This window comes from Leclercia tamurae, from assembly GCF_025566055.1.
Lineage (GTDB): Bacteria > Pseudomonadota > Gammaproteobacteria > Enterobacterales > Enterobacteriaceae > Enterobacter > Enterobacter tamurae.
In genome coordinates, this window is record NZ_JAMHKS010000074.1 from 1 (window position 1) to 21669 (window position 21669).

A 21669-nucleotide genomic window follows, 5' to 3' on the forward strand; every position below is an offset into this window, starting at 1 on the left:
GTACGTAGTGACATGGTATCTCTCGCATCCCACGGCATAAGCGACTCCACAGACGGGTTCTTATGCCTTAGTTGTAAGTGTCTACCATGTCCCCGAACAAGTGTTCATGATGTCCCCGGACCGTACAAGGGAGAGGGTTAGGGTGAGGGGGAACATGCGACTCAGGTGGGGGGTTCAGTGCACCTCCTCCCCCCTGGGGTATGTGAACGGTACTATTCAGGCAGTGCGTACACCACCACCTGATCGCCCACCTGATCCTTCAGGATAGTATTCCCGCCTGCAACGAACGCCACATACTGACGGCCTTTGTACTCATAGACCGACGGGTTCGCTACCGCAGGGGCTTCAACCTGATCGGCCCACAGCTCTTCACCGCTCTCCACCGAGTAAGCGCGCACTTTGGCATCCATCGAGGCACCGATAAAGACAACGCCCCCTGCTGTCACCGCCGGGCCGCCAATGGTCGGGGAACCCCAGCTTTCCGGCATAAAGAAGCCATACTGCTGGGATGCGCCAACCGGACGACGCCACTTCACATCACCGGTATGCATATCCAGCGCCACGATCTCACCAAACGGCGGCTTCCAGCACGGCATACCCAACCAGTTATTCGCCACCATCAGGCGCAGGCCATAAGGTGCCCCTTCCTGAGGCGCAAAGCCGCTCTCATTCCCGGCGCTTTTATCCGCTTTATCGTAATCTTCACGGCTATAGAGCTTCACGTACTGCACGATATGGGAGGTGTTAACGATGGCAATCTGCTTGTGCGGATCGAACGCCACCCCGCCCCACTGCACGCCACCGGCGCTGTCCGGATAGGTCAGAGTGCCTTCGCCTTTGGTCACAGGCGGGGTGTACATGCCCTCATAGGTGAGATTGTCCCACAGGCGAGTACATTGCCCGGCACCGACGACATCCGCCAGCTTCCAGATCTCTGGTTTTTTCGACTGATCGAGCAGCGGCGCAGGTTTCGTCGGGAAAGGTTGCGTTGGCGAGAGAACTTCGCCCTGCACCGAACCATCGCCCTGCGGTACCGGACGCTCTTCGATAGGCCAGACATCTTCGCCCGTCAGACGGTTAACCACAAACAAAAAGCCCTGCTTGGTGGCCTGAATCAGCGCCGGGATCTGCTTGCCGTTTACGGTGATATCCATCAGCGTTGGCGCAGAGTTGATATCGTAATCCCACACGTCGTGGTGCACCCACTGACGAGACCAGACCACTTTACCGGTATTGATATCCAGCGCGGTGGTAGAGGTACCGAGTGGAATAGGGTCGACGCGGTTGCCGCCCCAGTAGTTAGGGGACGGGGATGACACCGGGAGATAGACCAGGCCGTTGGCCTCATCGGCGGACATGTGCGTCCAGACGTTGGCCGTCCCGGTACGCTGGCGGATTTCAGCCGGGATCGCATCAAAGGTCCATTCGCGCTCGCCGGTGCGGGCATTGATGGAAAATACGCTGCCCGGAGGCGCTTCGGCATAGGCCCAGTCTTTACCGGCCCAACCGACAATCAGATGGTCGCCCACGACGGTTGGCGGCTGCAGGATGGAGAGCGGGTACTTGGCATTAACCGTGTTCCACTGATTAATGTTCAGCACCCCCTTGTCCGCAAAGCCACTGCACGGCTTGCCGGTATCGGCATCCAGCGCAAAGAGCATGCCGTCAACGGTACCCATATACACCATCTTCTGACACGCCTCTCCGGCGACCGGATTTTTTGCCTGCCAGTAAGAGACGCCGCGGTTTTTCAGCACCGGCTGGGTCAGCGCCTTGCGTGAAGATTTGGTGTCATAGTGCCACTTCTCTTTACCCGTGCCCGGGTCCAGCGCAATCAGGCGATCGAAAGGGGTGCCTATGTAGATGGTCTCATTGGCGAAGATGGGCGTCGCGGACCAGACGGTAGCCGGGGTGTCGCCTTTGCCATCCGAGACGTCGCCGGTATGGAACTCCCAGACTTTGGTTAATTTACCGACGTTCTCCGCCGTAATCTGGGTCAACGGACTGTATTTCTGGGCGTTAAGCTGCCCATGGAAGCTGTCCCAGGTGGCGGCAGAGGGCACCAGCGGCGTCGCAGGTTGATTGACCGACGCGACTTTTTGTCCGCCTTCCTGACCGGTTGACGCCTCGTCAGTGGTTTTTGTGGTGCCCGGCGCCTGCTGATCGGCCGCATCCACATTGAGTTCTTCCTGGGTTCCCTGAGAGGCTTCAGCGGCTTTATCCTGCGCCTGCAGCGAGAATGGAGTAACCAGCAGCGCCAGCGCTGTCATGCTGACCTTAAGGACGGAATAGTGTTTATCGTTATGCACGGGTGGCTCCTCAGGCTCTGACGCGGGGATTGTGACGAACGGAATTGCTGCTCAGCATAATCAGACCGACCAGGCCGACCACCATAGCTGCCGTAATGATGTACTGGTGCAGCAACGCGGCTGCAAAACCAATCCCAAACAAGAACACGAGGGTGACAATAATCAGGAAAATGCGCCCGCCGCGACGGGATGCGGCACGCAAAATAAAGCTCAGTATTGCCAGAAACAGACAGGCGATGGCCACGCCCAGCGCACCGATAGTACCGGTGACGCCAGTAAGCGGTGTCAGCCACGCGTATAACGCCACCGCGAAGCCAATGACCGCAGCCAGCAACAGCAACAGGCTGCCGACGCGGGAGGGTTGAGAGTGCAACATACCAGGAAGTCCCCTTATAAAATGAACAAATAACTCAAACGGCGTTTTTGTGGGTAGGTGCAGCTGTTATTGGCGCGGGCGGTAGCTAAAAAATCAACGCAGCGTGAAGAACAGCGGCATAATTCACTAAACGTAAATGAGTATAGAAGAGGATTTATTTAAGGCGATTCCTGGCCAGGTGATGTTTAACTTTTCACCCGCTGCAAATTTTCAGGTACGCGTCGCGTCGCCTGTTTGAACGCATCAGCGTGATAACCGAGAGACTTCAGCTGTCCCCGGCTCTCTTCTAACGCCGTTTCAAGCTTATCGACTTCATTAGAGAGACGGGAAACCATGACGAAGAGTATGGCGACCCCTATAACGACTGGAACAATTATCCACCATGACAGAAACATGTGCGTAACCCTGAAAGATAATCAACGTAGTTACAGTCTTATAGTTCGCTAATTAAAAACCATAATAACAATTCATTAATTTGTATTTGCCCGCATCAGAGCGGTGTTCCAGGCCGGGTAAGGCGTAGCCGCCAACCGGCGATGCAGTGCGGCCTGTCCCCCCTCACCCTCAAGGGAGAGGGGGGACAGGCAACTACGCGCCCGGCGCCTTCGGGAAAATCTCCAGATATTTCTGCGAGCCATAAAACGGGATCACCAGAAATGCCATGCCCGCGCCGCCTTTGGCTAACTGCACCGCCATATCGCCATTGCGGGTAATAAACAGCGTGCGGTCCTGCCAGCGACAACCGACGCTCATATCCGGGGTGCAATTTTTATACTTCGTTAACAGTACGCCCTCTTTGGTCAGGAAGAAGTACCGGCTTTCGACATCGGACGGTTTTGCCGCCGACGCATCCAGCAGCGCGTAAGTCTCCTCCCGCAGCGTTCTGTTCTGCGCATCCAGCGATTTCACCTGCAGCGATCTGCCCGGATAGTTGAAGCGTAACTCCACCATCGCCGCGTTGTCGGCTCTGACATACAGCGTCTCGGCCAGATCGTTTGCACCATAGTAATCTCCCCCGCCCGGCTTGAGCGGTTTCGTCATAAAGCGGTACAGCGTGTGACTGCGAATATCCTGGCGGTTCGGATACTCCGCATTAAATTGCGCTTTTTGCGGCGAGCTGACGACGCAGCCGGTGAGTAATAACAGACAGAACAGGACTGACAGTTGACGCATTTATCTTCTCCTTTGAGCATTAACCTATGATTGCCAGTAAAGCGGCGAACCAAACGCCTCCACGTAGTAATCAATCACCGCCCGCACATTCAGCGGCGGATGGCGCGTATGGGGGTAGATCGCCGCAATAGTGAGCGGCTCGGTATTGATGGAGGCCTCGTGGTCCGACAGGAGTTTCACCAGCTCTCCATTGTGGACCCGGTCGCCAATCAGCCAGTCGGGGAACAGCACCATCCCCATTCCACCCAATGCCGCGATAAGCAGGGTTTCGGCGTTGTTGGATGACATCAGCGGCGTGACGGGATAGTGGGTCCACGCCTCACCGGGCCGACGCAGCAGCCAGCGGTTGGGGCCGGACGAGCCGCGATAAACCAGGCATTTGTGGTCCATAATATCGTCCGGCGTTTCCGGTGTGCCGTATTTACGCAGGTACGCTGGCGAAGCAGCAAGGTGATAAAACTGCTGGCCCAGTACCCGGGCGTGAAAAGTGGAGTCGGTCAGCGCGCCGATACGAAAGATCACGTCGGCGGCATCCCGATGGGGATCGATGTAATCATCGGTCAGCGTCAGCTCGATGCTAAGCCGGGGATAACGTTCCGTCAGGCCAGGGAGGCCGGGTGCGATATGTCGCTGGCCGAAAAAGACCGGGGCATTGATGCGCACCACGCCGGAAGGCTCCCGCTTGCGCTCGTCCAGCTCCCGGCGCGCATCGTCAAGATTACTGACCATCGCCCGGGCAAAGCGGATAAACAGATGACCGCTCTCGGTAGGGATGATCGCCCGGGTGTTGCGGTAGAACAGCTGCTGGCCGAGGGCGTCTTCCAGTTGATGAATCACGCGGGAGACCTGCGAGGCCGACACCCCTTCCCGCCGCGCCACCACCGAAAAGTTCTGGGTTTCATAGACCGCAATAAAGATCAGCAGCCAGCGAATATTGATGTTTGCGGCGTCGTACATTAATGCATTTCCTGCACAGGTGTTTATTGCATTATGGCATTTTTCTCACGGATGTTCAGGCGTACGCTTCCCGGCCTTAACGATGGAGAGACGGCGTAGTATGCAACTGATATTGATTTTATTCGTGATCGCGGGCGGCATGGGGCTGTCCGTCGAGGCTGGGCTGCTGGGGCCGCTCGGCGGCGAGGTGGGCGATCTGTGGGCCACGTTCAGCGTGTTCGGCGTGGGTGCCGCCCTGACGTTTTTGCTGATGCTGTTTTTCAGCCCGCGTAACAGCCCGTCGTTTTTTTCCCAACCCTCATGGCAACTGCTGGGCGGGGTACTCGGCCCGATCTACGTCATTATTCTGACCATCGCCACACCGGCGATCGGCATCGCCATGACCATGATTGGTATTCTTGCGGGCCAGGTGTTTAAGAGCCTGATCATCGACCATTACGGCCTGCTGGGTACGCCGCACCGCAAAATTGACAGTAAACGCATCATCGCGCTGGGGTTCATCATCGCCGCGCTGGTTCTGGTTGCACAGGGGTAACACAATGACATTTATCATGATTATTCTGGCGGTCATCGGCGGTGCGACGCTGAGCATCCAGGCCGCCATCAACGGACAATTGGGCAGCAAAGTCGGCGTCTTCAAAAGCGCGTTCCTGACCTTTTCCGTCGGCGCGCTGGTCACCGCCCTGCTGATCTTCTTCTTTGAGCCTAAGCATGCCGTCACCCTGATGGATGTGCCTAAATGGCAGCTGCTGGGGGCGATGTTTGGCGTGCCCTACATCGTGATTATGGTGCTGGCCGTGCAACGTATCGGTACCGCGGTCGCCACGGTGGCGGTGATTTTTGGTCAGCTCACCATGAGCATGCTGATCGACAATTTCGGCTGGCTGGGCAATGCGGCCATTCCGTTTTCGATGAGCCGTCTGGGGGCCGTCGTCTGCCTGGGGATCGCGTTGTTCTTTATCTACTCCAGCAGCAGAACGCCGGAAACTAAAGAGGCTCCTGCGCAAGCAACATAATGCCCGGCGGCGCTGCGCTTGCACGGGCCTACGCTCCTGTAGGCCGGGTAAGCGCAGCGCCACCCGGCAAATACAGCCGATTCGCCAGCCCGCGGCAAATTGGTTATCATCCCCGCCTCTTTTATCCTCCGGTCAGCCTGATGTCTGCCATTATCGATACCTTTATTGCCCCGCCGTGCCACACTCCGATAGAGACGCTGTGGCAGGACGATCATCTGGTGCTGATCAATAAACCCAGCGGGCTGCTCAGCCTGTCGGGGAAGAATCCGCAAAATTTCGATTCTGTGCACTACCGACTAGTGCAGGCTTTCCCCGGCTGCACGCTGGTGCATCGCCTTGATTTCGGCACCTCCGGGCTGATGGTGATTGCCCGCAACAAGGCGATCAATGCTGCCCTCTGCCAGCAGTTCAGCCAGCGCAGCGTGACCAAAATCTACACCGCCCTGCTGTGCGGTCATCTTGCCGATGACGAAGGGGTGATCGACGCGCCGATTGCCAAAGATCCGGCGCTGTTTCCGCTGATGTCGATTTGCGCCATCAACGGCAAACCGGCCCGCTCCCGCTATCGGGTGGTGGAGCGCTTTTATCATGACGGGAACGTACCGGTGACGCGGGTTGAACTCATCCCGGAGACCGGGCGCACCCACCAGCTGCGTATCCACTGCCAGCAGCTGGGCCACCCGATTCTGGGCTGCGATCTGTATGGCGGGCTCCTGCCGCCCGGCACCGAGCGGACGCCACGGCTGATGCTGCACGCCAGCGAGCTCCATTTTGCCCATCCCATCAGCGGGGAGCCGATCGCCGCCCGCCATGCCAGCCCGTTCTGAAAACTACCCGGTCGCCAGCTTAAGGTAAGCCTTTACCGTTTCACTGGTCGGCTGGCGTTGGCTGATTAACACCAGATTGGCGGTTAAATCAGGTTCATTCAGCGGGCGATACACCAGGCCCGGAATCGCGACCTGCTGCAGGGGGGCCGGAACCAGGGCCAGCGCCAGTCCGGTTGCCGCCATCGCCAGGGTGCTCAGAGTGCTGCCCGAGCGGTAGGCGATATGACACTTCTCTCCCAGCTTCTGCGTGAGCATGATAAACAGATGCTCATGCACGTCGTGCGCCTCATAGAGTACCAGGGGTTGTCCGGCGAGCATGTCAACCGTTAAGGCCGAATGCTGCGCGAGCGGATGATCCTCAGGCAGCGCAACACATATCTCCCAGTCACCAATGCGTCTGACCGCAATGTCCGGTGCCGCAATATTGCTGTGCGCGGGGGTGTAACCGATGTCCAGATGCCCGGCAAGAATGGCCTCGACCTGCTCCTGCGGGCCGGCTTCGTGGATCAGCAGCTCAGCATCGGGAAAACGTTGACGGAACAGGCGCAGGTCGGCGATCAGCTTGCCGCTAAAAATGGCGTTTCCGGCAAAGCCCACCCGGACCCGGCCCGTCTCTCCGCGCAGGGCGCGTTCCACGCTTAAGCGGGTGTGCTCCGCCTGCTCCAGCGTCCGCCGGGCTTCATCCTGGAGTAATAATCCGGCTTCCGTCAGCTCCACCCGACGGCTGGTGCGGATAAATAGCGCCCCGCCCAGCTCCTCTTCCAGCGCCTTGATTTGCATGCTCAGGGCGGGCTGAACGATGTTAAGCCGTGCCGCAGCCCGGCCAAAGTGGCCCTCTTCGGCGACGGCCAAAAAATACCGCAGGTGACGTAACTCCATGCCCTACCCCATCGATAATTAAAACTGATTGATTGGTCATATCTCTCTATTTCATTTTATCGTTTTTTGGGACCACACTGCATCTGGTCAACTAACAGGAGCAAAAGCGATGCATGATCAACACAATGACCGTCAGCAACTCAACGATCTGATGAATGGCTGGATGCACCGGGATCTGGGCGAATGGGCGCAGTTGCGCGATCTGTTCCATCCGGATGGCACCATTGAGATCACCTGGTTCGAAGGGCTGGGGAGCGATTTTGTCGAGGGCTCCATGCGCATGGGGGCATCGGATTTACGCACCAAACACCTTATCGCCACGCCCGCCGTGACCTTCAATGCCACCGGGAATAAAGCGATCCTCGAGACCAACGCCATCATCATTGCGGAGAATGTGAAGCTGAATATCGGCTGCGAATGCCACAATCGCTTTTACGACCTGGCCGAAAAACGAGACGGTGTATGGCGACTGTTTCATCGTCAGAGCATTTACGACATGGGGACATTCACCTTCCCGATGGGACCGGTGGCGATTGACCAGAGCATCGTGGCGAAGTACCCGCGGGAATATGCTGCGCTGGCATATCTGCTGGAGCAGAGCGGCTTCCCGCTGGGACGCATCTTTGCCACCCGCGGCAGCGATCTTGAAGCCACCATGAAAGCAGAGGCTAAACGCTGGCTGGCAGCCTGACCGATCGCGAACCGCTTCCGTGATGTTCTATAGCTTGATTAACTGATAGGGTGATATTTCCTGTCTGCATAACAGAGGTGAAAAATGCCGGAAGCGGTTAAAGATAACGATATCAATGGCCTGTATCAAAAACTGAACGCGATTGCCCAGACCGGGTTAACCTTTTCAAAAGATGTGTTTGATACAGAACGTTATGAATCTCTTCGTCACATCGCCACGCAACTAATGGCTTCGCGCTTCGATATTGACCCTGAGACGCTTCATCATGTAACCGAATCTGGTTACGCCACGCCGAAAACGGATGTGCGTGCTTTTATCCTGCGTGACGGCAAGCTGCTGATGGTCCGGGAAGCGGAAGACGGATTATGGAGCTTACCCGGCGGCTGGGCTGACGTGGGCGATACGCCCTCCACCGCCGTCTGCCGCGAAGTTGCCGAAGAGACGGGGCTGCAGGTCAAAGCCACCAAACTGCTGGGTGTCTGGGATCGCAATCTTCATGGCCATCCGCCCCTGCCGTGGCACGTCTATAAGCTGATCTTTCTCTGTGAGGAGACCGGTGGCAGCCTGGCCATCAACCACGAAACCACCAGCCTCGGTTTCTTTGATATCAATGCACTCCCGCCGCTGTCGCTGACGCGGATTGTCGCCGAAGAGCTGGAGGTCAGCATGGCGATCGCCACGTCAGATCGCCCGACCTGGTTTGACTGAGTGAGGTGATGTAATGAAAAGACGTTATGTTGTGGCTGATGTTTTTACTGACACCCCCTTTCTGGGCAATCCCGTCGCCGTGGTTTTAGACGCAGAGGATCTGAGCACCGGGCAGATGCAGCGGATTGCCGTTGAGTTTGGCTACAGTGAAACGACCTTTGTGCTTCCGCCGGAGGATGCTGCCCATACCGCGCGGGTGCGAATTTTTACCCCTTCACGTGAGATCCCGTTCGCGGGCCATCCCAACGTCGGCACCGCTTACGTGCTGGCAACCTATGCGGCGATGAATGACACGCCTCTGCCTGAGACGCTGCTGTTCGAGGAAATTGCAGGTCTGGTTCCCGTCAGGCTGTTAAAAGACAACGGCACGGTGACTGGCGCGGAGCTTGTGACGCCGGAAGCCTTATCCTGCCGCTCTGAAGTGAGCCCGGAAAAGGTTGCCGCCTGCCTGTCGCTGACTGCAGAAGATATTCGCACCGCGGTGCATAACCCCCTTGTCGCCTCGGTTGGCCTGCCGTTCCTGGTGGTGGAACTCGTCTCCCGGGATGCGCTGCGCCGCTGCGTGCCGAACTTGCAGGGCTTTCGCGCGGTGCTGCCGCTTGATGGTGCGGTCTCTGTTTATGCCTATACCCTCGATAAAGATGCCGGTGAGCCAGGCGACCTGCAGGCGCGGATGTTGACGCCGCGCATGACGGAAGATCCGGCCACCGGCAGCGCCACCGCCGCGGTGACCGCACTGCTGGCGCTGCATCGGGATAAAACCACGCTCTCACTGCAGGTTAGCCAGGGCGTTGATATGGGGCGGGCCAGTACGCTTTATTCGGGGTATGACGCCTCGTCAGGAAAGTCCGTTGTCCGGGTGGGCGGCAGCTGTGTCATTACCATGGAAGGGGCGTTTACGCTGTAAGGTTGCATCGGTGGAACATCGCCGGGTGGCGGCTACGCCTTACCCGGCCTACGCACATCCTCTTTTCTGAAGACGCCTCGCAGACCTTACATTCTCCCCAGCGCTACGCTTCCACACGCTAAAACTCCAGGTTAATTTGCCATTACGGACCATGTAAACAAACGCACTTGCGCACAGTGCATGAGTGCATTAGACTGACCTACGTTCACCAGGATGGAGAATGACCACACCACTTACGTTAAGGAGCATCTCTGACTTTCGCGATACCTGGCTTGAGGAGTTTTTTCTATATGGACGTCCGCATGGAAAAATCCCGGCAGAGATAGCGTCAGCTCTGATGCGAAAACTCGACATCATCAACGCAGCGACCTCATATCGGGATCTGCGTAGCCCACCCGGCAACAAGCTTGAAGCGTTGAGCTCGCCGCTTCTGGGTTGTTATTCGATACGCGTGAACAGGCAATACCGACTGATTTTCATCTGGTCAGGCGGTAAGGCGAAAGGGATTTATCTTGATCCTCATACCTACAATGCTCACCGATGAGTGATGTAGATGGGGACACCCGCTAAACAAGGCAGGTCATAAAATGGCATTCACAAACAGCACCCGTAAACCGACCACACCCGGCGATATTCTGCTTAACGAGTTTCTTGAGCCGCTACATTTAAAAATTGCCGATCTGGCAGAGATGCTTAACGTGCACAGAAACAGCGTCAGCGCGCTGGTCAATAACAACCGAAAACTGACCACGGACATGGCCGTGCGGCTAGCCCGGGCTTTTGATACCACCATTGAATTTTGGCTGAACTTGCAGCTGAACGTGGATATCTGGGAAATTCAGCACGACGAGCGCATGCAGGCGGAACATCAGCAGATCATTACTGCGGCAGAGATGCTGGCTAAGAGGAAAGCGCAATCGTCTGTGGCGTAATGCTACGACAATACGCCTCTCGCCCACCCTTCTGGTGGGCTTTTTTACGCCCAAATTATGTAACAGCGCTCCAGATTCACATTCGTTTCTGAAGACGCCTCGCAAGAATGAAAACCGCCTTATTTCCCTGCTTTAATAGTGGCTATTTGCGGCGTAGGGTGTCGGTACGTCAGCAACATCTGGCGTCGGGATTGGCATCCCGGTTAAACTTAATGGTGACGCGGGGCTGTAACGCACCGCGCGTCTGGCAACACTTCTATGGTGGGCTGGACGGGGGCGTCGTTAGACGCGCCGGTATCCATTAAGGCCGGTAATGCCAACTCCGTTCAGTTCTGCCACCCGCGAAATTGGCATTTCCGGGTGGCGGTAAATAAACCACTTAATGGAACATAAATATGGCTACTATCAACCCGCTCATTACCGCCCCCTTCGACCACAACACCGATTTCACCGAACTGGCCGATAACTGCGAACGCTTCTGCGAAGCGATGCTGTGCGAAGAGGATCCGACAATGAAAATCGCCCTGTGCGGCCGCCTCGCTGCCTGCCTGGCACTGCTGAAACCGACGCTGCATGAGCCCATTCCCCGGGATCTTGAGGCATATCTCACCGTTGATTCCCTGCCCCTGCATCAGCCGGAGTTCGCACCGGAATCCGATGCGCTGTGCGGTTATTGTGAAGCGATCGCCCGGCTGTTAATCAGCAATACGCTGGCACCGGATACCGCCTGCACCATGAGCGATCTGCTGGCAGAGTTAACCAGCTATTTTGCCGAGCGCCTGAAGGCGCCGCGCTGGCTGGCAACCGATGCGGGAGTGGAGTGGATTAACTAATGTGAATGTTTCCCCTCACAATAGCGTGAGGGGAAGATGACAGCTAAGGATGGCTGATGACATGAGCAATTTATCGCTCCAGGAAATACATGAACACTGCCTTCATACTACTCAAAAAATCATTCAGAGCTTCGGTTGGGATAGCATCATCGTAGGTTCGTTAAGCGAGGAAGACAAAACTTACCTTTGGAATGAGAACGATAACGCGGTGCTTAACTGGCGCTGGGCAATAGAGCATTATCGTGGAAATGCCAACGATAACGGTATCTTAGATATAAGCCTAAAAAGTACGAAGGGATATGATTCTGCTGTCCTGCATGCAGCAATAATTTGCAAATATGATGCTCGCAGGGAGGAGTTCGCCATTTGCATGCTGGAAAATCTGATAGCTCACAAAAAGAGTGCGCTTACAGGTAACGTCTTTATTATTGCCCTGATCTATTCGACAACATTTTGCAGCATGATGGAACTTGATGATGTGGTGATACATGACCCCCTGGAGGACATGAAACCACGCTATCGATCGTATGGATTCTCACAAGTGTTTTACGCCCCCAACAAAATGTCCTCTGCAGTAGCTGATATTCAGACAACGATTCGACGCAAAGTGATGGGTATCCACTGAGATAAAAATCGACTGTTTGTCAGGCAAACGCGACCGCTGTAAACTCTGATGAAATGGTTAAAAACCAACCGGGAGACGTTATGATCAAGCAAAACAAAAAAATCGATTCTGTTAAAGCGACTGCTGCTGCCAAACGCGCCGCAGACTTCTGGGCAACTATTGACGGCAACAAACTTGCACAAGTGGGCCAGCGGGAAAAAGATATGGACCTCGTTGGGCCAACAAAGAAAGCTGAACTCGTTAACGTCGGCTAACGGAGTATCCCAATACGCGGCACGTTCATCCCAGCCCTCTTCCTCCAGGGAGAGGGGATCCCCCTCACCCCACCTCCCGCATCTCCGCCGCCAGATACACCCGTACATAGCGCACAAACTTGCCGACAAAGACCCCGGCGAACAGCCCGCCGGTGATGATGGCGAACGCACTCACCCCTGGACGCTGCAGCACGTCGGGTGCGATGGCGCTCATCACGCCCAGCACGTACTTCACCGCAAAGGCCAGCATCATAAAAGGCAGGGCCGAATAGTCCGCCTCACGATAGATGCTGCGCGGGGCGGCGGCGCGCGTGACGACCGTGCGTTTGCTCAGGATGTAGCCCACCGCAGTACCGCTGAGCAATCCCACCAGCCACAGGGAGCCGGTCGCCAGCGTCAGCGTGCGGAAAACCAACAGATCGTAGATGTCCCAGAGCAGAAAAATGGCCGGGATGATGGCCAGCTTTTCCAGCGCCACGGTCGCGGGCTTGCGCGCCTTGAGGCCCCGGCTTATCAGAAACAGCAGGATGAGATAAACCCAGAAGGGAGTGTGGATCAGGATACCCGAAATGAAATCAATCATATGGCTCACCGTTGCAGCTGGCAGGATGACACCGCGTCACCGCTCCGGCTCAGTATTGCCGATGGCCGCAGATCCACCATCATACTTTATCAGGGTTTTTAATCCGGCCCTTCGCTTACCCTTTTCGAAGTAGAATATCCGATGAATCATTGTTATCCATGCATAATATACTCAACCGCTTCGCTAGATTATTTTTTAGTCACTCTTCAGCGCTGCGAATAATATAAGAAATCAATTAAGACTAATCCCACGTATTTTAATTTTTTATGCGCTATGCATCGCTTACTCAATTTGTAAACTTTAGTAAAGACCCCCGCCACGTCTGGTTCCGTACGCTTCAGCGAGACACAGAAAAGCGCACAAAGCCCTCACCCCGGAAGGTCGTTTGATAACATAACCTTGTAGAAGAATATTTTGAAAACAAGCGAACCGATATATTCATACAACTCACCACCAGGGCAGTAAATTATACGAAAAATCTGGTTTGACTCTTCAAAATTACTGGCTAAATTTAATTCTGAACGACAACGGATACGAATTAAAACGTATCTTACTGACATAAACGATGTATATGAGGAAACATAATATGGCAGAGCAACGTGGTGGTTCAGGTAATTTCTCGCAGGATCGTGAAAAAGCCTCTGAAGCAGGGAAAAAAGGTGGACAGCAAAGCGGCGGTAATTTTAAAAACGATCCGCAGCGCGCTTCTGAAGCAGGTAAAAAGGGCGGTCAGCATAGCCATGGTGGCGGACGTAAGTCTGACAACTCTTAATTCATCTCATTATTAAAGCCTGTTATTCACTTTAATCGGTAATCTGCGGGTCCGCGGGCTCGCAGAATTTTTATGTCACTGGAGAAAAGCGTATGAATATGAAAAGCATAGAAGATGTGTTTATTCACCTGCTTTCTGACACCTACAGTGCAGAAAAACAGCTGACCCGTGCTCTGGCTAAATTGTCCCGCGAAGCCTCCAGCCCGGATCTGAGCGCTGCGTTTAAAGCGCACCTGGAAGAGACCCACGGCCAGATTGAACGTATCGATCAGATCGTGGAGAAAACGCCGAATATTAAACTGAAAAGAATGAAATGCGTTGCAATGGAAGGCTTAATTGAAGAAGCCAATGAAGTCCTTGAAAGCACAGAGAAAAACGAAGTGCGCGATGCAGCATTGATCGCCGCGGCGCAAAAAGTCGAACACTATGAAATTGCCAGCTATGGCACCCTCGCCACGCTGGCAGAGCAATTAGGCTATACCCAGGCGGTAAAATTATTAGCCGAGACGCTGGAAGAAGAGAAATCCACCGATCTTAAACTCACCGATCTGGCCGTCGGTAATATTAATCAGAAAGCAGAAAAGTAAGCCGGAATTAACCGAACCCGAGGAAGAAAATATGAATCACGTAGAACACTACCATGACTGGCTACGCGATGCTCACGCCATGGAAAAGCAAGCTGAATCTATGCTCGAATCTATGGCCAGCCGCATCGATAATTATCCTGATGTACGCGCTCGCATCGAGCAGCATTTATCTGAAACAAAACACCAGATTACGCTGCTGGAAGAGATCCTTGATCGTAACGATATTTCCCGTTCGATGCTGAAAGACTCCATGAGCAAAATGATGGCGTTCGGCCAGTCTATGGGCGGCATGGCCGCGTCGGATGAAATCGTTAAAGGGTCTATTAGCGGCTACGTTTTTGAACAGTTTGAAATTGCCTGCTACACCTCCCTGCTGGCTGCGGCGAAAAAAGCCGGGGACGTGGCGTCAGTACCTGCCATCGAATCTATCCTCGCGGAAGAACAACGCATGGCCGACTGGCTGATCCAGCACATTCCGGATACCACGGAACAATTCCTCCTGCGTTCAGATGCAGACGGCGTGGAAGCGAAAAAATAACTCAGGAGCGAGCCTATGTTTAGACACGTAAAGCAATTGCAGTACACCGTTCGCGTTGCCGAGCCTAACCCCGGCCTCGCGAACCTGCTGCTCGAACAATTTGGTGGCCCTCAGGGTGAACTGGCCGCCGCCTGCCGCTACTTTACGCAGGGGCTGGGCGATGACGATCCAGGTCGCAGAGAGATGCTGATGGATATCGCCACTGAAGAGCTGAGCCACCTTGAAATCATCGGCACAATGGTGGGTATGTTGAATAAAGGTGCCAAAGGCGAACTGGCAGAAGGCACCGAAAGCGAAGCGGAACTCTACCGCTCCCTGACGCAAAACGGTAACGACAGCCACATCACCTCCCTGCTGTACGGGGGTGGGCCACCGCTGACCAACTCCGCGGGCGTACCCTGGACTGCGGCCTATATTGACACCATTGGTGAGGCCACAGCCGACCTGCGCTCGAACATCGCGGCAGAAGCACGTGCCAAGATCATCTATGAACGCCTGATCAACGTTACCGACGATCCTGGGGTGAAAGATGCCCTCGCGTTCCTGATGACCCGTGAAGCCGCGCACCAGCTCTCGTTTGAGAAGGCGCTGCAGTCGATTCGCAATAATTTCCCACCGGGGAAATTGCCGCCAATCGAACAATACGCCACCACCTACTACAATATGTCTGCAGGTGATGATCTTCGCGGCAGCTGGAACAGCGACGAAAACTTCGAGTACGTTGCCGATCCGCAACCTGCCGTTGACGGTGGGGACGGTAGTGCTCAGGTCACGCTTTCGAAAGAGCAGGCCGCTCTGTTGAAAGCGATGGCGAAACGCTCCGAGTCGGATCCGAAAGCCAATCCGCTAACTGGCGCTGAGCTGGGGGCCGGTAAGAAAAAACCGTAACCCCGCGCCGAAGAAAAATGCTGTACCACAATGCCCCGTTCCTTGCGGGGCATTTCGCTGACAGGGGTAGAGTACGATGTTCGAACTCGATGCGTTCCATCTCGCCAGGCTTCAGTTCGCCTTCACAGTGTCGTTTCACATTATCTTCCCGGCCTTAACCATCGGCCTCGCCAGCTATCTGGTGGTGCTTGAGGGCATGTGGCTGAAGACCAAAAATGACGTCTGGCGCTCGCTGTATCACTTCTGGTTAAAAATCTTCGCGGTTAACTTCGGGATGGGCGTGGTCTCCGGCCTGGTTATGGCCTACCAGTTCGGTACCAACTGGAGCGGCTTCTCCCAGTTTGCCGGAAGCATCACCGGCCCGCTGCTCACCTATGAGGTGTTAACCGCATTCTTCCTCGAAGCGGGATTCCTCGGCGTAATGCTGTTTGGCTGGAACAAGGTCGGGCCCGGCCTGCACTTCTTTGCCACCTGCATGGTGGCGCTGGGCACCCTGATGTCCACCTTCTGGATCCTCGCCTCCAACAGCTGGATGCACACCCCGCAGGGCTTCAGCATCGAGAACGGCCAGGTGATCCCCGAGGACTGGTTCGCCATCATCCTTAACCCCTCCTTCCCCTACCGCCTGATCCATATGTCCATCGCCGCATTCCTCAGTAGCGCCCTGTTTGTGGGTGCCTCGGGAGCCTGGCATCTGCTGCGCGGGAACGACAGGCCAGCGGTGCGCAAGATGTTCTCAATGGCGCTGTGGATGGCGCTGTTGGTTGCGCCGATTCAGGCCTTTGTCGGGGATATGCATGGCCTGAACACCCTCGAACATCAACCGGCAAAAATTGCCGCCATTGAAGGCCACTGGGAAAATCCACCGGGTGAAGCCACGCCGCTGCTGCTGTTCGGCATCCCGGATATGGAAGAGGAACGCACTAAATATGGGCTGGAAATCCCGGCCCTTGGCAGCCTGATCCTCACCCACAGCCTGGATAAGCAGGTTCCGGCCCTGAAAGACTTCCCGAAAGATGAGCGGCCCAACTCGCTGATCGTCTTCTGGTCATTCCGCGTGATGGTCGGCCTCGGGATGCTGATGATCCTGATGGGCGTAGTGAGTCTGTGGCTGCGTCACCGCCACCGGCTGTATCACTCCCGTCCGTTCCACTGGTTTGCCCTGAGCATGGGGCCTGCCGGCGTGGTGGCGATCCTCGCGGGCTGGATCACTACCGAAGTGGGGCGTCAGCCGTGGGTGGTGTATGGCTATCTGCGCACCATTGACGCGGTGTCGTTGCACAGCACCCTGCAGATGAGCATCAGCCTGCTGGCGTTTATCGTTGTCTACTGCTCGGTGTTTGGCGTGGGGTTTGTCTACCTGGTGCGATTGATTAAGAAGGGACCGCAGCCTACCGACAATCTCTCGGTGAATACTGACGGCAGACCTGCGCGTCCGCTCTCAGCGGCGGAACCGGTACCGGAAGAGGAGAAACCATAATGGGCGTCGATATCTCAGTGATCTGGTTTGCTATCATCGTCTTCGCCACCCTGATGTACATCATCATGGATGGTTTCGATTTGGGTATCGGCATGCTCTTCTGTTTTGAGCGTGACCCGCAGGCGCGTGACGTGATGGTCAACAGCGTCGCCCCGGTCTGGGACGGAAACGAAACCTGGCTGGTGCTGGGGGGCGCGGGGCTGTTTGGCGCCTTCCCGCTGGCCTATGCGGTGATCATCGACGCCCTGACGATCCCGCTTACCGCCATGCTGATCGGTTTGATCTTCCGCGGCGTGGCCTTTGAGTTTCGCTTTAAGGCCACGCCGTCGCACCGCAAATTCTGGGACTACTCCTTCGCGGGCGGTTCGCTGCTGGCGACCTTCAGCCAGGGGATTGTGGTCGGGGCGATGATTAACGGTTTCGACGTCGAGGGCCGCCGCTTTGCCGGTTCCGCCCTCGACTGGCTGACCCCGTTCAATCTCTTCTGCGGGCTGGGGCTGATGGTGGCCTATACCCTGCTGGGCACGACCTGGCTGATCATGAAAAGCGAAGGGGCGTTGCAGCGTCATATGCGGGAGCTGACCCGCCATGTGCTGCTGGCGCTGCTGGTGGTGGTGGCGGTGGTGAGCGTCTGGACGCCCTTTGGCTGGCAGTATGTGGCGGATCGCTGGTTCTCGCTGCCGAACTTCTTTTACTTCATGCCGGTGCCGGTACTGGTGGCGGTATTCGGGGTATGGATCTGGCGGCTCACCCGCAACCCGCACAGCCACGCCAGGCCTTTCCTGCTGACGCTCGGGCTGATTTTCCTCGGCTTTAGCGGGCTGGGCATCAGCCTGTGGCCCAACATTATCCCGCCCCGCATCACCATCTGGGACGCGGCAGCCCCGCCGTCCAGCCAGCTGTTTATGCTGGTAGGCACGCTGCTGATCATCCCGTTGATTCTGGTTTATACCGCATGGAGCTACTACGTGTTTCGCGGCAAGGTCAGGGATACCGAGGGTTACCACTAAGCCGCATTATCGCCGGGTGGCGGCTACGCCTTACCCGGCCTACAAAACCTACAGCATGCACGGCCCGCCGGGCGTTGCCGCACCCGGCCTGTTTGCTATTTCCGCCGGGTGAGACACTTTCCAATTAACAGCAGTCCGGCCAGCGCGGCGGTGCCCAGCAGGGCTTTGCCCGGTACGCCGGAGGTGATCGCCGCGGCGCGGGATTTGGCCTCCGGGGTAAAATGGCCGTGCACCCGGTGCTCGCCGCCGACCGGGTTGGTCAGGTTATCCCGCCGATCGGGTGGATTGAGCGCCTCCTCCATCTGCCCTTCCCAGGCCTTTTTCACCATCATCCGGTCGAGAAAACCGGGGAACAGGAACTGGCCGACAATCGCCCCGATGGTGCTGCGCCCTACCCATAGCTCGCGCACCGGCTTCTGCGCCACGCCGTAGATCGCCTCGGCGGCGACCTCCGGCTGAAACACCGGTGCCACCGGACGCATACTGTAGGCGAACTTATTCCGCGCCCAGTCAAACTGCGGCGTGTTGAGACCCGGCATCTGTACCATCGCCAGATGCACGCCGCTGCGCTCATGCATCAGCTCGGTTCGCAGCGCGTCGGTAAAACCACGGATCGCCGCCTTGGCGCCGCAGTAGGCCGACTGCAGTGGAATCGAGCGGTAGGCCAGCGCGGAACCGACCTGAATAATCACCCCGCTGTCGCGCGGTATCATATGCTCCATAGCGGCCCGCGTGCCGTTGACGCAGCCCAGATAGGTCACCTCCGTCACCCGACGAAATTCATCGTCGGTCATGCTGTAAAATGGCGCCAGGGTGGTGCACATGGCGTTGTTTATCCACACGTCGATAGCGCCCAGCCGATCGACCAGCGTCCGGGCCGCCTGGCTCAGCGCCTCGGCATCCACCACGTCCACGCTCACCGCATGGCAGTTGACGCCGTAGTTCGCCACCTCCGCCCGCGTGGCTTCCAGACTGTGGTTATCCCGGGCAATCAGCCCCACATCGTAGCCCGCCGCTGCAAAACGCAGCGCCGTGGCTTTGCCTACCCCAGCCGTAGCGCCGGTAATCACCACCACACTCATAGCCTCTCCTTAGTGCAACTGCTTTTTCCAGTGCGGGATCTGCCGCAACAGTTCAGAAAGCGCGTAGCGAACCGCTTTCTCAATCACATCTTCACACTCGCCGGTGAAGTGCTGTACGGCGGTAGTCACCTCGCCGCGGAAGCACCAGCCAAACCAGACGGTGCCCGCCGGGGTGCCATCCTCGCCGCCGTCCGGTCCGGCGTAGCCGCTGATGGCGATGCTGACATCCGCATCGGCCAGCTTCAGCGCCCCCTCGGCCATCTCCCCTACCGTCTGGCTACTCACAGCAGTGTATTTTTCAAGGGTGGCATTACTCACCCCCAGCACCTTGTGCTTGGCTTCATTGTTGAAGGTCACCACGCCGGTGCCAAAGAACGAGGCGGTATCCTTTTCGGCGCACAGCGCAGAGGCCACATTGCCACCGGTGCAGGACTCCGCCGTGGTGAGCAGCCAGCCTAAATCAGTTAACACCGTCGACACCTGGCTGGTGAGTTCCTTGGTGGTTTTGGCCTGGTTCCAGATATTTTCTTTCATGATTCACTCTCTTCGGGAATAATCGAAATATGCCCGTTACGTTCAAGGATGGCGTATTTAATTTTCTCCAGCTGGTATATGCCGTGATTTTGTCGGGCCGATACCAATATATCGTCGCAGGAGACATCCACTTTTTTTAATTTTTCGTTCTGTAATTCACCATGTACCACCAGAATAACCGGGGAACCATCGAGCATCGATTCCGCGCCGGAGATATATTTTTTTGCCACGCCGAAAAGCATATCAATCACCACCAGCGTAATAATGGTTAACATGGCACCGGTAACCGAAAAATCCTCTCCCAGCAGCGCCTGCTGGGTGGCCTCACTGATAATTAATAACAGGATCAAATCAAAGCTGGTCATCTGCAGCAGCGCCCGCCTTCCGGCTATTTTAAACACCACCAGCAAAATCAGATAAATCGCCACTGCCCTGAGTATCATTTCCATGTGGGTTCCCTATGGATAGATAAACTGCCAGAAAGAGAGACCCGGCTGATTATTTACTGTGACGGTAGTGACGGTTTTACCCGGCTGTTCCGGGGTGCTGTAGAGCCAGACGGTAAAATCCTGACGCGCTTTCGCCGCCTGATAAACCAGCACCAGCTCCCCGCCCTCGCTGCGCATTTCATCGGGCTGCGGCCAGATATTATCGGTTTGCGTTCGCGCCATATAGTCTCCGCCAATGCGCAGCGTCAGCGGAGTCTCACCCTGACCCGGCGAGGTAATTTTCAACTCCACGGGAGAGAGCAGTCGGCCAAAACGCTGATATTCCACCTGCACGCTGTTGGCAGCGTTGGTTTTTATCGCGTCGCTAAAATAACCGCCCGAAAAAAGCCCCAACAGCGCAGCGGCAATAATCAGCAATAACAGTACAAAACCGAAGCGGTGAGCGTTGTATTCAAACTGCAGGGCGGCATGGCTTTGTTTCACGCCGGGCAAAGAAGGGGATTTTTCGTTTGCATTCGCCATATATCACCTCACCGTCTCGCTTATTAATATTATGCAGCCAGATGATTTTTATAGATAAATTTGATTAAGACTGTTCCTGTTTGCAAAATAAAAAATAGCAACCAGGCTTAATCTGTCAAGCCAGTTAAACCAAGGAGGCTGTATGAAATTAACTGTCGCACCCTTATTGTGTTGTCTTTTAATCCCGGCGGCGTATGCCGAAGATAATGGTGGACTGAAGAAAGATACTGCCCCACCGGCGCCACATGCGCTGGATGATGGTTATCGTGGCGCGGAAGATGCCAGAATCATGACCGTGGAGCAGGCCAAAGAGATGCACGACGGGGCTACGATCTCCTTGCGGGGTAATTTAATTGGTGGCTCCGGCGGGGATAAATTTAAATTCCGCGATAAAACTGGCACCATTGATACCATAATTCCCCAGGCCGTATTTGATGGCCGCACCGTGCAGCCCGATAATATGATCAGCATTAACGGCAGTCTGGACAAGAAATCCACCCCGCCTGTGGTGCGTGTCGACCGCATCCAGAAATAACCGTAAATTTCACTTAAGTTTCGCGTGGATATTTCCTGACATCCACGTGAAACCCCCGATATATTCTCTTCCGACGCAAACCTACCAGAATTGAGGAGCCCAAAACTCGGATAATTCTGTGCTTTAGGATTAATCCCCCTTTCCTTCCCCTCGCAATACTTAAACAATTTTACACAAATTCACATTGTATTCTTTTTTGCTT

28 protein-coding genes are annotated in these 21669 nt (G+C 55.8%); 18 read left to right on the forward strand and 10 right to left on the reverse strand.

Annotated elements, in window-relative coordinates; translation table 11 throughout:
- Positions 1–212 precede the first annotated feature (212 nt).
- From M8318_RS13055 to M8318_RS13070, 4 genes are all read right to left on the reverse strand, one after another.
- Positions 213–2309 (reverse strand): pyrroloquinoline quinone-dependent dehydrogenase, encoded by a 2097-nt coding sequence (locus tag M8318_RS13055; RefSeq protein WP_262663075.1) that lies wholly within the window; start codon positions 2307–2309, stop codon positions 213–215.
- A 10-nt stretch (positions 2310–2319) separates the two neighbouring features.
- The gene (locus tag M8318_RS13060) at positions 2320–2685 is read right to left on the reverse strand and encodes a hypothetical protein (protein WP_166183501.1); all 366 of its coding nucleotides are present in this window, start codon (positions 2683–2685) and stop codon (positions 2320–2322) included.
- A gap of 588 nt (positions 2686–3273) precedes the next feature.
- On the reverse strand, positions 3274–3858 hold the full coding sequence (locus tag M8318_RS13065; protein WP_262663077.1) for a hypothetical protein: 585 nt from the start codon (positions 3856–3858) through the stop codon (positions 3274–3276).
- Positions 3859–3882: 24 nt separating this feature from the next.
- Positions 3883–4815, reverse strand: coding sequence for a LysR family transcriptional regulator (locus M8318_RS13070; protein WP_262663079.1), 933 nt, complete (start codon positions 4813–4815; stop codon positions 3883–3885).
- A gap of 100 nt (positions 4816–4915) precedes the next feature.
- Here M8318_RS13070 and M8318_RS13075 point away from each other — a divergent pair, with 100 nt between their 5' ends.
- From M8318_RS13075 to M8318_RS13085, 3 genes are all read left to right on the forward strand, one after another.
- Positions 4916–5350 (forward strand): DMT family transporter, encoded by a 435-nt coding sequence (locus tag M8318_RS13075; RefSeq protein WP_262663081.1) that lies wholly within the window; start codon positions 4916–4918, stop codon positions 5348–5350.
- 4 nt (positions 5351–5354) lie between these two features.
- The gene (locus M8318_RS13080; protein ID WP_262663083.1) at positions 5355–5831 is read left to right on the forward strand and encodes a DMT family transporter; all 477 of its coding nucleotides are present in this window, start codon (positions 5355–5357) and stop codon (positions 5829–5831) included.
- Between the two features lie 140 nt (positions 5832–5971).
- A complete protein-coding gene (locus M8318_RS13085; RefSeq protein WP_262663085.1) occupies positions 5972–6658 on the forward strand; it encodes an RluA family pseudouridine synthase in 687 nt (228 codons plus the stop codon).
- 3 nt (positions 6659–6661) lie between these two features.
- Here M8318_RS13085 and M8318_RS13090 read toward each other — a convergent pair whose 3' ends face one another.
- Positions 6662–7537 carry a LysR substrate-binding domain-containing protein gene (locus M8318_RS13090; protein ID WP_262663087.1) on the reverse strand — a complete coding sequence of 292 codons (876 nt, stop codon included), beginning with the start codon at positions 7535–7537 and terminating at the stop codon, positions 6662–6664.
- A gap of 109 nt (positions 7538–7646) precedes the next feature.
- On the opposite strand from M8318_RS13090, the gene M8318_RS13095 reads away from it, so the two are divergent.
- The 8 genes from M8318_RS13095 (at position 7647) to M8318_RS13130 (ending at position 12487) form a co-directional block, all read left to right on the forward strand.
- Positions 7647–8228: a nuclear transport factor 2 family protein gene (locus M8318_RS13095; RefSeq protein WP_262663089.1), complete on the forward strand. Its 582-nt coding sequence runs from the start codon at positions 7647–7649 to the stop codon at positions 8226–8228.
- An 84-nt stretch (positions 8229–8312) separates the two neighbouring features.
- A complete protein-coding gene (locus M8318_RS13100; RefSeq protein ID WP_262663090.1) occupies positions 8313–8936 on the forward strand; it encodes an NUDIX hydrolase in 624 nt (207 codons plus the stop codon).
- Between the two features lie 13 nt (positions 8937–8949).
- On the forward strand, positions 8950–9843 hold the full coding sequence (locus tag M8318_RS13105) for a PhzF family phenazine biosynthesis protein (RefSeq protein ID WP_262663092.1): 894 nt from the start codon (positions 8950–8952) through the stop codon (positions 9841–9843).
- 220 nt (positions 9844–10063) lie between these two features.
- Entirely contained in the window at positions 10064–10387 is a 324-nt protein-coding gene (locus M8318_RS13110) for a type II toxin-antitoxin system RelE/ParE family toxin (RefSeq protein WP_166183527.1), read from the forward strand.
- Between the two features lie 43 nt (positions 10388–10430).
- On the forward strand, positions 10431–10775 hold the full coding sequence (locus tag M8318_RS13115) for a HigA family addiction module antitoxin (RefSeq protein ID WP_166183529.1): 345 nt from the start codon (positions 10431–10433) through the stop codon (positions 10773–10775).
- Between the two features lie 395 nt (positions 10776–11170).
- A complete protein-coding gene (locus tag M8318_RS13120; RefSeq protein ID WP_106994956.1) occupies positions 11171–11608 on the forward strand; it encodes a hypothetical protein in 438 nt (145 codons plus the stop codon).
- Between the two features lie 61 nt (positions 11609–11669).
- Positions 11670–12233, forward strand: coding sequence for a hypothetical protein (locus tag M8318_RS13125; RefSeq protein WP_106994955.1), 564 nt, complete (start codon positions 11670–11672; stop codon positions 12231–12233).
- Between the two features lie 80 nt (positions 12234–12313).
- Positions 12314–12487, forward strand: a complete 174-nt coding sequence (locus M8318_RS13130; RefSeq protein ID WP_262663095.1) for a hypothetical protein — start codon at positions 12314–12316, stop codon at positions 12485–12487.
- 64 nt (positions 12488–12551) lie between these two features.
- Here M8318_RS13130 and M8318_RS13135 read toward each other — a convergent pair whose 3' ends face one another.
- Positions 12552–13070, reverse strand: coding sequence for a hypothetical protein (locus M8318_RS13135; RefSeq protein ID WP_262663096.1), 519 nt, complete (start codon positions 13068–13070; stop codon positions 12552–12554).
- 586 nt (positions 13071–13656) lie between these two features.
- Between M8318_RS13135 and M8318_RS13140 the strand changes: the two genes are divergently transcribed.
- From M8318_RS13140 to cydB, 6 genes are all read left to right on the forward strand, one after another.
- Positions 13657–13842, forward strand: a complete 186-nt coding sequence (locus M8318_RS13140; RefSeq protein WP_032613375.1) for a con-10 family general stress protein — start codon at positions 13657–13659, stop codon at positions 13840–13842.
- A 92-nt stretch (positions 13843–13934) separates the two neighbouring features.
- Positions 13935–14429, forward strand: a complete 495-nt coding sequence (locus tag M8318_RS13145) for a YciE/YciF ferroxidase family protein (RefSeq protein ID WP_106994953.1) — start codon at positions 13935–13937, stop codon at positions 14427–14429.
- A 31-nt stretch (positions 14430–14460) separates the two neighbouring features.
- Positions 14461–14967 carry a ferritin-like domain-containing protein gene (locus tag M8318_RS13150; RefSeq protein ID WP_262663098.1) on the forward strand — a complete coding sequence of 169 codons (507 nt, stop codon included), beginning with the start codon at positions 14461–14463 and terminating at the stop codon, positions 14965–14967.
- 15 nt (positions 14968–14982) lie between these two features.
- Complete coding sequence (locus tag M8318_RS13155; protein WP_106994951.1) at positions 14983–15855, forward strand: manganese catalase family protein; 873 nt, start codon at positions 14983–14985, stop codon at positions 15853–15855.
- 76 nt (positions 15856–15931) lie between these two features.
- A complete protein-coding gene (locus M8318_RS13160) occupies positions 15932–17335 on the forward strand; it encodes a cytochrome ubiquinol oxidase subunit I (protein WP_262663100.1) in 1404 nt (467 codons plus the stop codon).
- Positions 17335–18345, forward strand: a complete 1011-nt coding sequence (cydB, locus tag M8318_RS13165) for a cytochrome d ubiquinol oxidase subunit II (RefSeq protein WP_106994949.1) — start codon at positions 17335–17337, stop codon at positions 18343–18345. The genes M8318_RS13160 and cydB overlap by 1 nt, the downstream gene beginning before the upstream one ends.
- A 95-nt stretch (positions 18346–18440) precedes the next feature.
- Here the strand turns inward: cydB and M8318_RS13170 are convergent, their stop codons facing one another.
- From M8318_RS13170 to M8318_RS13185, 4 genes are read right to left on the reverse strand one after another with little or no spacing between them, the layout of a single operon-like run.
- On the reverse strand, positions 18441–19427 hold the full coding sequence (locus M8318_RS13170; protein ID WP_262663101.1) for an SDR family oxidoreductase: 987 nt from the start codon (positions 19425–19427) through the stop codon (positions 18441–18443).
- Between the two features lie 9 nt (positions 19428–19436).
- A complete protein-coding gene (locus M8318_RS13175) occupies positions 19437–19961 on the reverse strand; it encodes a 2-oxo-tetronate isomerase (protein WP_106994947.1) in 525 nt (174 codons plus the stop codon).
- Complete coding sequence (locus tag M8318_RS13180; RefSeq protein WP_106994946.1) at positions 19958–20410, reverse strand: DUF421 domain-containing protein; 453 nt, start codon at positions 20408–20410, stop codon at positions 19958–19960. The genes M8318_RS13175 and M8318_RS13180 overlap by 4 nt, the downstream gene beginning before the upstream one ends.
- A 9-nt stretch (positions 20411–20419) precedes the next feature.
- Positions 20420–20932: a hypothetical protein gene (locus tag M8318_RS13185; protein ID WP_262663102.1), complete on the reverse strand. Its 513-nt coding sequence runs from the start codon at positions 20930–20932 to the stop codon at positions 20420–20422.
- A gap of 142 nt (positions 20933–21074) precedes the next feature.
- On the opposite strand from M8318_RS13185, the gene M8318_RS13190 reads away from it, so the two are divergent.
- Complete coding sequence (locus M8318_RS13190) at positions 21075–21467, forward strand: YdeI family stress tolerance OB fold protein (protein ID WP_262663103.1); 393 nt, start codon at positions 21075–21077, stop codon at positions 21465–21467.
- Positions 21468–21669: the final 202 nt, after the last annotated feature.

What these genes read in the sequence shown, in the direction of transcription:
- M8318_RS13160 (WP_262663100.1), top strand. Translation starts at nt 15,932, where the DNA reads ATGTTCGAACTCGATGCGTTCCATCTCGCCAGGCTTCAGTTCGCCTTC.
- M8318_RS13130 (WP_262663095.1), top strand. Translation starts at nt 12,314, where the DNA reads ATGATCAAGCAAAACAAAAAAATCGATTCTGTTAAAGCGACTGCTGCT.
- M8318_RS13080 (WP_262663083.1), top strand. Translation starts at nt 5,355, where the DNA reads ATGACATTTATCATGATTATTCTGGCGGTCATCGGCGGTGCGACGCTG.
- M8318_RS13115 (WP_166183529.1), top strand. Translation starts at nt 10,431, where the DNA reads ATGGCATTCACAAACAGCACCCGTAAACCGACCACACCCGGCGATATT.
- M8318_RS13170 (WP_262663101.1), bottom strand. Translation starts at nt 19,427, where the DNA reads ATGAGTGTGGTGGTGATTACCGGCGCTACGGCTGGGGTAGGCAAAGCC.
- M8318_RS13120 (WP_106994956.1), top strand. Translation starts at nt 11,171, where the DNA reads ATGGCTACTATCAACCCGCTCATTACCGCCCCCTTCGACCACAACACC.
- M8318_RS13185 (WP_262663102.1), bottom strand. Translation starts at nt 20,932, where the DNA reads ATGGCGAATGCAAACGAAAAATCCCCTTCTTTGCCCGGCGTGAAACAA.
- M8318_RS13175 (WP_106994947.1), bottom strand. Translation starts at nt 19,961, where the DNA reads ATGAAAGAAAATATCTGGAACCAGGCCAAAACCACCAAGGAACTCACC.
- M8318_RS13145 (WP_106994953.1), top strand. Translation starts at nt 13,935, where the DNA reads ATGAATATGAAAAGCATAGAAGATGTGTTTATTCACCTGCTTTCTGAC.
- M8318_RS13125 (WP_106994955.1), top strand. Translation starts at nt 11,670, where the DNA reads ATGAGCAATTTATCGCTCCAGGAAATACATGAACACTGCCTTCATACT.
- M8318_RS13190 (WP_262663103.1), top strand. Translation starts at nt 21,075, where the DNA reads ATGAAATTAACTGTCGCACCCTTATTGTGTTGTCTTTTAATCCCGGCG.
- M8318_RS13135 (WP_262663096.1), bottom strand. Translation starts at nt 13,070, where the DNA reads ATGATTGATTTCATTTCGGGTATCCTGATCCACACTCCCTTCTGGGTT.
- M8318_RS13060 (WP_166183501.1), bottom strand. Translation starts at nt 2,685, where the DNA reads ATGTTGCACTCTCAACCCTCCCGCGTCGGCAGCCTGTTGCTGTTGCTG.
- M8318_RS13155 (WP_106994951.1), top strand. Translation starts at nt 14,983, where the DNA reads ATGTTTAGACACGTAAAGCAATTGCAGTACACCGTTCGCGTTGCCGAG.
- M8318_RS13100 (WP_262663090.1), top strand. Translation starts at nt 8,313, where the DNA reads ATGCCGGAAGCGGTTAAAGATAACGATATCAATGGCCTGTATCAAAAA.
- M8318_RS13075 (WP_262663081.1), top strand. Translation starts at nt 4,916, where the DNA reads ATGCAACTGATATTGATTTTATTCGTGATCGCGGGCGGCATGGGGCTG.
- M8318_RS13085 (WP_262663085.1), top strand. Translation starts at nt 5,972, where the DNA reads ATGTCTGCCATTATCGATACCTTTATTGCCCCGCCGTGCCACACTCCG.
- M8318_RS13095 (WP_262663089.1), top strand. Translation starts at nt 7,647, where the DNA reads ATGCATGATCAACACAATGACCGTCAGCAACTCAACGATCTGATGAAT.
- M8318_RS13105 (WP_262663092.1), top strand. Translation starts at nt 8,950, where the DNA reads ATGAAAAGACGTTATGTTGTGGCTGATGTTTTTACTGACACCCCCTTT.
- M8318_RS13180 (WP_106994946.1), bottom strand. Translation starts at nt 20,410, where the DNA reads ATGGAAATGATACTCAGGGCAGTGGCGATTTATCTGATTTTGCTGGTG.
- M8318_RS13110 (WP_166183527.1), top strand. Translation starts at nt 10,064, where the DNA reads ATGACCACACCACTTACGTTAAGGAGCATCTCTGACTTTCGCGATACC.
- M8318_RS13070 (WP_262663079.1), bottom strand. Translation starts at nt 4,815, where the DNA reads ATGTACGACGCCGCAAACATCAATATTCGCTGGCTGCTGATCTTTATT.
- M8318_RS13090 (WP_262663087.1), bottom strand. Translation starts at nt 7,537, where the DNA reads ATGGAGTTACGTCACCTGCGGTATTTTTTGGCCGTCGCCGAAGAGGGC.
- M8318_RS13140 (WP_032613375.1), top strand. Translation starts at nt 13,657, where the DNA reads ATGGCAGAGCAACGTGGTGGTTCAGGTAATTTCTCGCAGGATCGTGAA.
- M8318_RS13065 (WP_262663077.1), bottom strand. Translation starts at nt 3,858, where the DNA reads ATGCGTCAACTGTCAGTCCTGTTCTGTCTGTTATTACTCACCGGCTGC.
- M8318_RS13150 (WP_262663098.1), top strand. Translation starts at nt 14,461, where the DNA reads ATGAATCACGTAGAACACTACCATGACTGGCTACGCGATGCTCACGCC.
- cydB (WP_106994949.1), top strand. Translation starts at nt 17,335, where the DNA reads ATGGGCGTCGATATCTCAGTGATCTGGTTTGCTATCATCGTCTTCGCC.